Annotated in this window: 10 protein-coding genes; 5 read left to right on the top strand and 5 right to left on the bottom strand. The window is 45.9% G+C overall.

The features are described from left to right. Both SFV55_RS28210 and SFV55_RS28205 read right to left on the bottom strand, forming a co-directional pair. On the bottom strand, window positions 1–2,591 hold a 2,591-nt coding region (locus tag SFV55_RS28210; protein ID WP_320032941.1), incomplete at its 3' end, for a two-component regulator propeller domain-containing protein. Between the two features lie 400 nt (window positions 2,592–2,991). Next, window positions 2,992–3,972 (bottom strand): YpdA family putative bacillithiol disulfide reductase, encoded by a 981-nt coding sequence (locus SFV55_RS28205; RefSeq protein WP_320032940.1) that lies wholly within the window; start codon window positions 3,970–3,972, stop codon window positions 2,992–2,994. 157 nt (window positions 3,973–4,129) lie between these two features. Between SFV55_RS28205 and SFV55_RS28200 the strand changes: the two genes are divergently transcribed. The 5 genes from SFV55_RS28200 to SFV55_RS28180 all read left to right on the top strand — a co-directional run bounded on the left by SFV55_RS28200 (window position 4,130) and on the right by SFV55_RS28180 (window position 9,621). Then, entirely contained in the window at window positions 4,130–5,101 is a 972-nt protein-coding gene (locus SFV55_RS28200) for a polyprenyl synthetase family protein (protein ID WP_320032939.1), read from the top strand. Between the two features lie 106 nt (window positions 5,102–5,207). Further along, a complete protein-coding gene (locus SFV55_RS28195) occupies window positions 5,208–6,101 on the top strand; it encodes a prohibitin family protein (RefSeq protein WP_320032938.1) in 894 nt (297 codons plus the stop codon). Between the two features lie 168 nt (window positions 6,102–6,269). Next, window positions 6,270–6,983, top strand: coding sequence for a TIGR00730 family Rossman fold protein (locus SFV55_RS28190; protein ID WP_320032937.1), 714 nt, complete (start codon window positions 6,270–6,272; stop codon window positions 6,981–6,983). After that, complete coding sequence (locus SFV55_RS28185) at window positions 6,970–8,148, top strand: GNAT family N-acetyltransferase (RefSeq protein ID WP_320032936.1); 1,179 nt, start codon at window positions 6,970–6,972, stop codon at window positions 8,146–8,148. Before SFV55_RS28190 ends, SFV55_RS28185 begins: the two co-directional genes overlap by 14 nt. Window positions 8,149–8,280: 132 nt before the next feature. Next, window positions 8,281–9,621 (top strand): FAD-dependent oxidoreductase, encoded by a 1,341-nt coding sequence (locus SFV55_RS28180; RefSeq protein ID WP_320032935.1) that lies wholly within the window; start codon window positions 8,281–8,283, stop codon window positions 9,619–9,621. Window positions 9,622–9,661: 40 nt separating this feature from the next. Here the strand turns inward: SFV55_RS28180 and SFV55_RS28175 are convergent, their stop codons facing one another. The 3 genes from SFV55_RS28175 to SFV55_RS28165 form a co-directional block, all read right to left on the bottom strand. Then, on the bottom strand, window positions 9,662–10,438 hold the full coding sequence (locus SFV55_RS28175) for a nucleotidyl transferase AbiEii/AbiGii toxin family protein (protein WP_320032934.1): 777 nt from the start codon (window positions 10,436–10,438) through the stop codon (window positions 9,662–9,664). Then, window positions 10,416–11,429 carry a type IV toxin-antitoxin system AbiEi family antitoxin gene (locus tag SFV55_RS28170; protein WP_320032933.1) on the bottom strand — a complete coding sequence of 338 codons (1,014 nt, stop codon included), beginning with the start codon at window positions 11,427–11,429 and terminating at the stop codon, window positions 10,416–10,418. Before SFV55_RS28170 ends, SFV55_RS28175 begins: the two co-directional genes overlap by 23 nt. A 124-nt stretch (window positions 11,430–11,553) precedes the next feature. Continuing rightward, on the bottom strand, window positions 11,554–12,639 hold the full coding sequence (locus tag SFV55_RS28165; RefSeq protein WP_413776750.1) for a chorismate mutase: 1,086 nt from the start codon (window positions 12,637–12,639) through the stop codon (window positions 11,554–11,556). Window positions 12,640–12,667: the final 28 nt, after the last annotated feature.

The raw sequence follows: 12,667 nt of genomic DNA, 5'->3' as shown, positions 1-12,667 counted from the left end.
GGTTCATTGCGTTGAATGAAACGATTGATCGAATTGAGGCAATTGAATAAAAAATGGGGGTTCATCTGTGAGCGCAGGGCGGCCATTTCCACCTCGGCCAGTCTTTTGTTGAATTCTGCTTTCATACGTTCTTCTTTCCGGATCTGCCAGGTGCGCATGCGGTAGGCAGCATAAATGAGGCCTCCAATGGCCAGGTTAATCAGGGCAATAAACCAGGGGGTACGCCAAAACGGAGGTTTGATTACAATGTCCAAAGTCGTAATGTGTTTGCTCCAGATGCCGTCGGTATTCCTTGCTTTTAGACAAAATTTGTATTTGCCCGGTGGCAAATTGGAAAAGGTAGCCACTTTGTTTTGTACAGGTTCAGACCAGGTTTTATCCAGATTTTCCAGGTAATAACTGAAGTAAGTATTTTCGGGAAGAGTGTAACTGGGAGCAGCAAAGGCAATGCTAAAGATGTTTTGATTGGGTTTCAGGACAATTCCTTCCTGCCAATTGCCAATTTGCCCTGCTTCCTTCCAGCTTCGGCCTTCTAATCTGAAATCAGTAATGATGGGCCTTAAAGCTGAAATTTTACGCAGTACCGAATCGGGGTGGAAATAGATGAAACCTCGCTTGGTCCCAGAACACATGATACCATTTGGCAGCAGGGAAAAAGCGTCCAAGGTAGCGTCCTGTTTTAAACCATGCCTTTCGTCAAAATTGCGGACCTCCAGGGTACGGGGATCAACCATGGAAATGCCACTGGCAGTAGCCAGCCACAGGCGACCTTGTTTGTCCTTTCCCAAGCCCTCGATTTGGGAATTGACCAGGCCATTTACCTCAGTAAGGATTACAGGTTTTCCATTGGGGTTGATTGCTGCCAGGCCCTGGCGGGTAGACACCCAGATTTTGCCTTCAAAATCGCTCTCGATCCCAGTCGCGTCTTGTACACTAAAAGGGGTGCCGTCCTTATTCTTTAGCTCAAGTATCTGTTTGGCCTTTCTGGTTTTGATGTCGTAATCCCAAAGACCATCTCCCATGGTACAAAGCCAGATGTGTTGTTTGGCTCGATCAGCACAGAGCATGTACGCTTTGTTGGGTTTGTCGGGGTAATGTTCAGCTTCCAGGTAGCTGAGGAGGTTCTCCTTGTGGTCGTAAAACAACAGTCCAACTCCCCATTTGGCCAGCCAGATGTTTCCATCGGCGTCTTCTTCCATATCGGGCACTACGGACTCCAGCCATACCCCTTTGGGAGGGGGAGCACTGCGCGCCGGGGTAAAACGGTGATTCACAAAGTCAGCTTCGTAGAGGGTTCCATTGGCGGTAATCCAGGTCTTACCTTTGCTGTCACGTAAAATTTTACAGGTGCCTGCCAAGCGTTTGGGCAAATTGGTGGTAATGTCTTCCGAGGTTTTTTTAACCGGATCATAGGCATAAACTCCACCACAATAAAAAGAAGAGGCGTAATATTTCTGGACTTTCGGTTCAAAAAACACATCAAATACTGAATTGTCGTAATCGTATACAGGGTGCGCCTCTAAAAATGCATGTTTAAAACCTTGTAAGCGGGGATCAAGTTTGACCAGGCCAGCGGTAGTTCCTATCCACAAAATGCCATCTCGATCCGTATAGGCGCAAAGGGCCGTACCCGTTGGAAAAGAGTAAGGATCATCAGGAATGTGTTTGGCCACAAAAAAAGAACCCGTTTTTAAATTATACAAACCGGGGGTATTTAAAAACAGGTAGTCGGTACCAAAACGGGCCATACTTTGTCCGGCGGAAATGTAATCCTGGATGGGCACTTCTTTGGGGGGCAACTGACCCCACTTACCCGTTTTTACATCGAGGTAATAAAACCCGCTGCCAAAGGCAGTCATCCACACCCGTTCTTTTTCTTTTTGATAAAAAATCGCTCCTGGCCCAAAATTCCAAGTGCAATCCTTGAGTGGATAATGCGTAAAATGATCGTCCTTTAGGCGGAGGCTAAACAAACCAAAGTCACTACTCAGCCATAGTTCGTTTCGTGATTTGAGCGTGGTGATGTATACTTTGTTGCCTTTTTGGGCACGGAACATGATGGGCCGATCTTCCACTGGTACATCAGGGGTGATGATGATACGTTGTTTGCCATTGGGCTCAACGATAAGGATTTTGTGGTGTCCCGAAGTAATAACTGCTCGGCCTTCATGGTCAAAGTTGATGTAACAACCCATCCTAAAACTGTGATCAACGGATGTTTCATCGTCAAGAGGGAGTGGGGAAAAATCGCCGGAGAGCGGATTGTAAATGTCAATGCCCTTGTTGTTGGTGACCCAGATTCGCCCTTGTAGGTCTTCACCCAAGCCGGTGATGGAGGCTCCCTGAAGTGCATTTTTACCTTTGGCATTTGGCAGATAAATCTTGAACTCGTGTCCGTCAAAACGGTTCAAACCATTGGCGGTACCTACCCATAAAAAGCCACGTTTGTCGCGCAAAACGGCCCGCACTTCATTGTGGGAAAGCCCGTTGCGGGTATTGAAATTTTCAAAATGGAAATCCTTTTGTGCGAGCAAGCTAGAGCACATCAGGAGAAAAATCCACAAACAGGTGTTTCTTACAAAAGCTTTCATAGGCATTAACCCTTAATCAAACCTACAAAATCGGAAGACTTTTGTAAAAAGCAAATTGATGAATGGTGGGTTTGGGTTTATACTTGGACGGGAAAACGGGGATGATCCTTCTCAACATCGGGTGATCACCCCCTCAAAATGCTTACTAAACCCCTATTTGTGAGGGTTAGACAAGGAGAGGGTGGGGGAGGTTGCAAAAGGTGGGTGGGGCTGACTTCAAAACTCAAAAATCATGTATTCTGAACTCTTCATTCAAAAAATACTTTATCTGAGTGAAGAGTTCAGAATACATGATTTTTGAATTTTGAAGTGAAAGGCGAGTTACGAATGTAGGAAAGTTGAAGTAGGCTGCTGTTTGCTTGACCATTCAACCTTCCTTATATTCAACAAACTAATCACTTCAAACCTCCACTATTTTCTCCTTCACCCTTTGCGCAATCAGCTCCGCATGATCCCGCGTATTTTCAATGAACAACTTATTGATCCGGGCCCCAGCACAAACCACCCCAGCCAGGTAAACATTCGGTAAATTGGTTTCCAGGGTATCCGGATTGTGTACGGGCAAACAATCGCCCTCCGGCTCAATCGCGATACCCAATTTTTGGAGAAAAGGATAATTGGGTTGGTAGCCCGTCATGGCCAGCACAAAATCGTTTTCAATCGTAAACTCGCCCTCAGGCCCTTTTAACACCACTTCGTGGGGCCGTATCTCCATAACTTCCGTATTGAAATAAGCTTTGATGGAGCCCTCCTTGATGCGGTTTTCGATGTTTGGCAAAATCCAGTACTTTACTTTGTCGTGGATCGCCTCGCCCCGGATGGCCATGGTGACCTGGGCGCCTTTGTAATAGGTTTCGAGCGCGACATCACAAGCTGAGTTTCGAGCGCCAATGACCAATAATTTTTGCCCAACATAGGGGTGTGGATCATCAAAATAATGTTTGACTTTGGGCAAGTCTTCTCCAGGCACATTCAACATTTTTGGTGTGTCATAAAAACCTGTAGCGACCACCACACTATTGGCATAATAATCACCCTTGCTGGTTTGGATGTGGTAGAGGAGTTCTTCATTGCGCTGCATGGACAACACTTCCTCATAATACCGCATATTGAGCTGGTACTTTTCCACCAGGCGACGGTAATACTCCAGGGCTTCGCGGCGGGTGGGCTTGTCGCTGTGTGAGATGAAAGGGGTGTTGCCGATTTCAAGGAGTTTGGAGGTAGAAAAAAAAGTCATATTGGCTGGAAAATGGTATAAGGAATTGACCAGTACTCCTTTTTCCAAAATCAAATGACTGAGCCCCGCTTCCGTAGCGGCAATTCCGCAGTTAATTCCAGTAGGACCACCTCCAATGATGATGAGATCGTAGGTATTTTGCATCTTTGCAGACTTCATTTTGCTATTCGAGAACAAAGATAAGGTCAAATTAGTTATCAGCAATCAGCTATGAGCAATCAGCTATAAACCGTCAGCCATTTATCAGGGAGGGCGCTGTGCTGAAAGCTGACTGCTGATGGCTGACTGCAAAAGAAACACAATGATTGAATCCTATTACAATGCCTTTGAGGCTTACCGTGCGCAACATCCTTTTGAAGGGGAACCAACAGCGCTGTACACCCCCGCCAACTACATCATGGAATTGGGGGGGAAACGCCTGCGGCCTATTTTGGCCCTGATGGGGTATGAACTGTTTAATCCCAATTACACAGAAGCCCTTCCCCTGGCCTACGCCATCGAGATTTTCCACAACTTCTCCCTTGTCCACGACGACATCATGGATGCAGCTCCCCTGAGGCGAGGACAACCTACGGTGCATACCAAATGGAACCTGAATACGGCCATCCTTTCGGGAGACGTGATGCTTATTTATGCTTATGACTATTTGCTGAAACTGAATGCTCCAAGCCGGATTGCCGAGATAGTGAGGGTTTTCAACCGGGTTGCCCGTGAAGTGTGTGAAGGCCAACAAATGGACATGGATTTTGAAACCCGTCAAGATGTGGGCATTCCCGAGTACCTTCGGATGATTGAGCTCAAAACTTCGGTTTTGATTGCCGGGGCTTTGGAAATGGCCGGTCTGGCAGCGGGAGCAAGTGAAGCAGATGTAAAGCACATGTACGAATTTGGGCGGAATGTAGGGATCGCTTTTCAGTTGCAGGATGATATTCTGGACGCCTTCGGCGACGCTGAAGCGGTGGGCAAACAAATCGGAGGAGATATCGTGCAGAATAAAAAAACCTATCTGATCCTAAAAGCACTGGAAATAGGTTCTGTTTCCGATCGTCAAAAATTGGAGAGCTGGATGAACACGCCCACGGTGGACGCAGCTGCAAAAATAGCACAAGTCAAAAGCTTGCTCCAGCAATTGGATGTCCAAAACTTAGCCCAACAACGCAAGCAGGAATTCCAGGACCTGGCATTTGAACATCTACAAGCCTTGAGTGTGCCTCCCCAAAACCGAGCTGCGCTGGAAGCGTTGGCACACGGGCTGCTGGATCGGGCATTTTAAAAAATTGTAAAAAAAAATTTAAGAAGCAGTGAACAATGTCTGCTGGACTTAGATTTAATAGTAAAACATGATAAAATAATAGTTTTACTATTAAAATCTTTCTGACATGACAAAGTACATCAATCAAATCCTGATCTTTCTGGTAGTACTGAGCTTCGCTACCAGCTGTACAGTGGTTCGACAAGGTGAAGTAGGTGTGCGGCGGACTTTAGGAAAATACAACGATCGCCCCATCAAAGATGGTGTCCGCTTCTTCAACCCCTTTGTAACAACCGTCATCAAAGTACCTACCCAAACCGTGAACCTGGAAGTATCCTTGAACATCCCTTCCAAAGAGGGGCTTACGATCCAGTCAGAAGTGTCGATTTTATACAACGTACAAGGTGGAAAAGCAGCGGAAATGTTACGCCAGATTGGCCCGGAATATGAGCGAAACCTGATTTTACCAGTATTCCGTTCAGCTGTAGCCGATATCAGTTCCCGCTTTTTTGCCAAAGACATGCATACTGGTGAACGCGCCCAGATTGAAGAGCAAATCCGCATCCTGATGGACAAAACCCTTGATGAAAAGGGTATCGAAGTAGAAGCGGTACTTCTGAAAAGCATCCAACTGCCCAAGAGTTTAGCCCGCGCGATCGAAGAAAAATTAGAAGCAGAGCAAGGCGCTCAAAGAATGGAATTTGTCCTTCAGCAAGAACAACGCGAAGCAGAACGTAAACGCATCCAAGCCCAGGGTGTACGCGATGCCCAAAACATCATCAGCCAGGGGCTTACCCAGGAGGTATTACAATTCAAAGCGATCGAAGCATTCCTGGAGTTGGCCAAATCACCTAATGCCAAGATCGTCATTACCGATGGCAAACAAATGCCGCTGATGATGGATGCAAGCTCAAACACCCCTGGTGTAAATACCCTTAACCGCAGCGGGATCAGCACAACTACCACAACGGTACCTCGTGCGGCGGCTAACTCTTCCATTGGAGAAGGGGGTAATAACTAGTCATTAGTTTCTCGTTCTTTCATATTATCACTGTTGCAAGCATTAGTTGGGCTAAGAGGTGGAATTCACCTTTTAGCCCTCTTTTTTCCCCAGTAATTTGTTTTCTTTGCTTTACTTTTAGTTCAGAAATGTCAAGTTTGGCGGCTCAAACCTTAGAAACTATTCCAAATGCCTAATACAGAAATTCAGTTTTTAGAAGGCCCTCGTTCACGATGGGATGAATTCAAGTTCACCCTGAAAGTATTTTGGGAATTCATTCGGGGTTTTCGAGCCTTGCATTTTGTAGGCCCCTGTATCACCGTATTTGGTTCGGCTCGCTTTGGAGAAGAAACCGAAGATTATCAAGCAACCCGGGCCTTGTCGGGGGAACTTGCCAAACTGGGCTTTACCATCATGACTGGCGGAGGTCCTGGCATCATGGAAGCTGCCAATCGAGGCGCCAAGGATGTGGGCGGGCGCAGTGTAGGCTGCAACATCCGTTTGCCGATGGAACAAAGCCATAACCCCTATCTGGACAAATGGGTGACCATTCGTTACTTCTTTGTGCGCAAAACCCTGCTCATCAAATATTCTTACGCCTTCGTCATTATGCCAGGCGGCTTTGGCACTCTGGATGAGTTTTTTGAAACCATTACTTTGATCCAAACGCAGAAAATCCACAATTTCCCCATCGTCATTTTTGACATAAATTACCATAAAGCGGTGCTGGAGCACATCCAAGCTATGAAAGATTGTGGTGCCATTAGTCCCGAAGACCTCAATTTGTTTTTGGCTACGGATGACATCGCAGAAGCTGTGGCTTACATTCGAGACAATACCATTGCCAAGTTTAATCTGAAACCAGAGCAGAAAGCTAAAAAGTGGTTGGGTGAGCGGGCTTGAATCGGAAAGTGGGGTTGAATTGATCAAAGTAGCACAAATCGCCGCTGCATTGGCAGTGTACCCAAGCGAAAACCAGGAATTAGTCAAGGCTTTGTACTTGCCCTTGTTGGAACAAACTTCGGCACAGCTGATCAACAATGTACACGTTGATATTGAATTGCTTAAAACTCCAACACGAATCCTGGGGTTAGCACTTCCTCAAACCCAAACTGCACATCCTGAAGAATCCTATGTCGCCTCCCCTTATGGTCAATACGTAGACTATGGCCGGTATGAAACGGCCCTGGAACTGGGGAAACTGCGTTGGCTCAATGTGCTGGCCAACTGGATATTTGATGTATTGGGAAAAATTTGCCGTTGGGCAAAATTTGATCAGGTGGTGTTGGTTGATAACCTATTGTTTTCTACCAATCTGTATCCTCAAAAACCAGATTATCCTATATTGGACTTGAGCCATTTTTTACAAAAACAATTTCCTGATCGGGCCATTGTATACCGTTCCATTTGTCCTCAGGTGTACCCGGAGTGGTTCGCTGAATTGAAAAGTAATGGCTTCAAAGTGGTATTCAGCCGCCAGGTTTACTTGTTGGATGCACCAGGGGGAGCCCACCGCCGCAAACGGGCATTGGATATTGATTCCCGCCTTGCTGCCAAACAAAAACACTTGCGCTGGACTTCTCTTGAAAACCCGGATGAGGAGCAGCTTGTACGGATATTGGACCTGTACAATCAGCTGTATTTGGAAAAATACGCCCGCTTGAATCCCCAATACACCCTGGAATATTTGAAAAACCTGACCCAGGGTGGACTCATTCAACTTAAAGTGCTGTGGCATGAATCCCAAATTGTAGCGTTCACCGGATATTTTATCCTGGATGGTGTCATGATCAACCCCTTGATTGGGTATGACCGTAGCTACCCTCAAAAAGAAGGTTTGTACCGCTTACTAACCATGGAAACCATGTTGGAGGCAGAAAAGCGGGGTATGCTGCTCAACATGAGTTCCGGGGCGTCCCATTTCAAACGTTTGCGTGGTGCCGAAGCCCACTTGGAATTCAATATGGTGTACGACCGCCACCTTCCCTGGTGGAGACGCCTGCCCTGGACTTTGACGCGGATCATTTCCGTCCCCACGATCTGGTTGGTGCGGCGCTATGGCCTCTGATGCTGCTTGTTTTTCTGAAAAATCCCCTTTTTGGAGGAGTTAATTTCCTCTTTTGGGAGGATTGTGCTCCCTTTTTCTCCTTCCTAACTTTGTGGTATTCAATTTTTAACCTAAAACCTGAATACCACAGCCATGAAAAACACCAGCAAAAACCCTCAACGCGGACAAGCTATTGTACTCGGCGCCAGCATCGGCGGCTTGATGACCGCCCGTGCTTTGAGCAATCACTTCGAAAGGGTCACCATCATCGAAAAAGATAAAGTGGAACGCCAACCTTGCACCCGCAAGGGTCAAGCACATACACGACATCTGCACGGTTTGTTGCCTGGGGGATTGAATGTCATGTTGCAGTATTTCCCCGATTTGCAAGACGCACTGGCAGCTCATGGTGCCAATGTTTGTGATTTTGCCAAAGACATGGTTTGGTATACTTATGGAGGGTACCGGCAGCGATTTGACATGAATTTAATCGGTGCCACCATGAGCAGGCCCCTGTTGGAGCACCTGGTTCGTGAACGGGTACTCGCGATGCCGAATATTGAGTTGATGGACAATACTGCGGTTAAAAGCCTGATTGCTTCGGATGACCAGCAATGGGTAAAAGGAGTGCACATTGAATTCGCTGAATTGGGCAAATCCATGGATTTGCATGCAGATTTAGTGGTAGATGTTACTGGGCGAGGATCACGTAGCGCGCAATGGTTACGCGATTTGGGCTTTGATGCGCCCGAAACCAGTGAAGTAAAGGTCAATGTAAGTTATGCAACCCGGGTATACAAACGCGACCTTAATGACCCCCGCAGCAGCAATTGGATGTTGTACACTCCCCAAGCACCCCAGGAAATGCACTTTGCTGGAATGTTTCCCATCGAAGAGGACCGTTGGATCATGACTGTGGGGGGATGGCATGGAGCCAATGCAGGGAATGACGAAGCTGCTTTTATGGATTTCCTTCGCAAATTGCCCATGCAGGAATACTACGATATCGTGAGCAAAAGTGAGCCACTGAGCGACATCATGACGTATAAATTTCCACATAGTTTGCGCCGTCATTATGAAAAACTTCAACGATTTCCGCTAGGCTACCTGGTTCTGGGTGACGCGGTTTGCAGTTTTAATCCTACCTATGGCCAAGGCATGACTTCAGCTTCTATGCAAGCGATAGAACTTGATAAACTGTTGGGTGAAAATATTGCGGATGAAAAACTGGCACTTGCCTTTTTTGCCCGCATTGCCAAAATAATCGACATCCCCTGGCAAATGGCGGTAGGGGAAGATTTTCGCTACCCGGCAACCGAGGGTCCCAAACCTGCTGGAGTAGATTTTATCAACAAATACATCTCCCGGGTGCATCGGGCCACACTGAAAGATCCGGTGGTATGTGACGCCTTTTTGCGGGTAATGAGTTTGTTGAAAGCGCCGACGTCGTTGTTTCATCCGAGGATTTTGTGGCGGGTGATGTGGGCCGGGTGAGCATTTGTCCGTGTAGCAATTTTAATGCTACACGGACATTTTATGCTAATTGTTCTCGTATCCCTCTTTCAAGTTCATTTAGCAACCCAATTATGTTGCTATCCTCGGTCTCATCCGTTTTTCTGATTATGATTTGCGCCATTTTTTCTTTTTGGGAAAGAATTTCCAAAAGCTGGTTCATTATAGAAGGAGAAGATTTTAAAATTTCACTAATCTCACGACCAAGTACACGTGCCCCCAAAAGCTGTAATTGATCTTGATCAAAAAGATCAAACAAGTCTAAATGATTCTCATAAATTTTATCTGGCTCAGCATCAAAATGTTCTTGTAAAAGCAAATAAATGTCTTCTAAATCTTTAGTTCGGTACTCCGGAAGGTTATCCCAGGCAACTAGCTTGAGTAAAACTATAGATGGCAAGGTAGCCACTCGAAAGTCTTGATCATTGACTGATATTTTTTCAGAACCAAACTCAAGGATTTCCCGCAACCCTACAAAATGAGCCAGCTCCTCACTAGCCATTGGTAATAAATCTAACTGGATTCCATTTGAATCAATCAACTTGAATGGGTTGGAGTTTGTTATTTGGAAGCCAGCTTTTTGTACCAAAAAATCATGCACTTTCTGATATGTATCGTTATCACGTGCACCAATTACCCAATCTATATCTTTGGTTACCCTTGACGAGGTTTTGGGATACAACCAAAGGTCTCTGGCTTGTGCTCCAATAAGGAAAGCTTCAGTACCAGCTTCGTCGCAAGCTTGTTTAACCGCAATACAAATGGCTTCAACTTGTTTATTCGAGAATTTTCTGGACATATAATTCATCAACTTTTTGAGCTACTTCGAGATTGCGATAACTGGCGCTATTCACCAAATCCGCATACACCAACAAGGGATTAGTCCGTTTCACCGTCACCAGATTTTCCCCAAAGGGCACATGTACATAAATATTCCCTTTAGGATCGGGGATAAAACGATAATTTTTCATCAAATCCATTTTTGTTTCAGTAGAATACAATTGAAAAACAGCAGGTTGTAAGTAGTTCGTAAGTAAGTCTGACCCTGGTTCGCCGCCCCAAAAAGAAGCTTCTTTCAATTCGATTTGATCCCAGGCGCGTTCTTTTTCGATTGTTTGAAAGCGGTACCTGCCCACAAAAAGAGATGGCTTCAAACGCTGTTCGTAGGCATCAATCCACTTGAGGAATAAATTGCGTTTTTGATCCAAACGGAATTCTTTTTCATTCTTTTTTCGAATAAAACCTTGAGCTTTCAAACTTGCAAATACCTTATTGACAGTATCAAGACTGGTGGTGCTGACTTGTTGAATGGTTCGTTGCGGCTCATTTATCAACTCAGGGTTGCTCAGCAAATGAAACACGACAATTAATCCTTTTTTGGTAAAAGCAAGGTCTTTATTTTTCAGCGGGACTTGTTTTTTGTTTTTACTTTCATTGAAAAGATATAAACGAGGTAAGTCATTCAAAAAAAGGTTGCCACTGGCATCTACGTAGTTAAATTGTTGTTCCTTTAGTGCGATTTTTACCTTCTCTGGAATTTCTTGCGCTGCCAGGATTAGCTTAGGGTAAGCTTTTTTTTGTTCCAAGAGTTTGGGTAGCATAGACATTTGCACTTGTCCTTTTATTTCAAGTGGATATTCAACATCGCCAATGGTGATTAGCCCGTCAATGCCAGCATCAGCAGGGGCTTTTTGGTAAGCAAATTGCAGGTTTACTAATTTTAATTCATGTAGTCGTTCCAAAATAGGATCAATGATCCGCCGTTCTTGAGCAATTTGAATCGAGGTCATATTTTTTTGTCTTTAAAATCCGAACACTCAAAAATACCGAACAAAATCCAATTTGTCAAGTAAAAAAAACAAAAGGGAGCCTCTTCCGAAGCTCCCTCTTATTTTTTAAAGGTCAGCAGACCAATTATTTCACTGCTTCCTCACCATGCATGATGCGGATTTGGTGGTTGATAGATTCGTCGTGGATGGCTTTCAATACCACGGTTACGAATTCTTCGCTCAAACCTTTCTTCGCACCTTGCTTCACAGCCTTGCCAAGGATTTCATTCCAGCGACTGGTTTGTAGAACAGCGATGTTGTTTTCCTTCTTGTATTCCCCGATTTTTTCGGCAATTTTCATCCGGCGGCCCAACAAGTTGATCAAGTTTTCGTCGATCTCGTCGATCTCATGGCGCAGGTCGTTCATGTGCTGTACGAAGATCGGGTCGTTGGTATTCGGCTGTGGGAAAGTCATGGATTCGATCATTACCTTGTACTGTGCAGGCGTAATTTGCTGCGCAGCATCACTCCAGGCCTGGTCGGGCGTAGGGTGTACTTCGGTCATGATGCCATCGAAGTTCAGGTCCATTGCCTTTTGAGCCACCTCCTGCAAGGTATCGCGACGACCACAGATGTGGCTGTTGTCACAAATGATCTGGATATCGGGGAAATTCCGACGCAAATCGATGGCAATCTGCCAGTGGGGCACGTTACGGTACATGGTTTCGCCGTGGAAAGAAAAGCCACGGTGAATGGCTGCAAGACGGGTAATACCCGCTTTGTAAATGCGCTCGATGCCACCCATCCACAATTTGAGGTCGGGGTTAACCGGGTTTTTGACGATTACCGGGATGTCCACACCTTTCAGTGCGTCAGCTACCTCCTGGATGGAAAAAGGGTTAACCGTAGTACGGGCGCCAATCCAGAGTACGTCTACACCTGCTTTCAGGGCTTCAAAAACGTGCTCACGGTTGCCTACTTCCGTAGTAACCTTCAGGCCGGTTTCTTCTTTGACTTTTTTCAGCCAGGCGAGACCAGGTGCACCTACCCCTTCGAATTCTCCCGGGCGGGTACGTGGTTTCCAGATTCCTGCGCGGAACAGGTCGATCATGCCATCACTGGCCAGTTCACGAGCAGTTTGTAGAACTTGCTCTTCGGTTTCTGCGCTACAAGGCCCTGCAATCAGAATGGGTCTTTTATCAGCGCGCTCCAAAACGGGACGAAATGTCATTGCCATGGTACAAGAACTTAAGAGATGA

This window comes from Haliscomenobacter sp., from assembly GCF_033763495.1.
Lineage (GTDB): Bacteria > Bacteroidota > Bacteroidia > Chitinophagales > Saprospiraceae > Haliscomenobacter.
The sequence above is the reverse complement of the archived record's forward strand: the minus strand, read 5'-3'. Positions and strand labels throughout refer to the sequence as shown.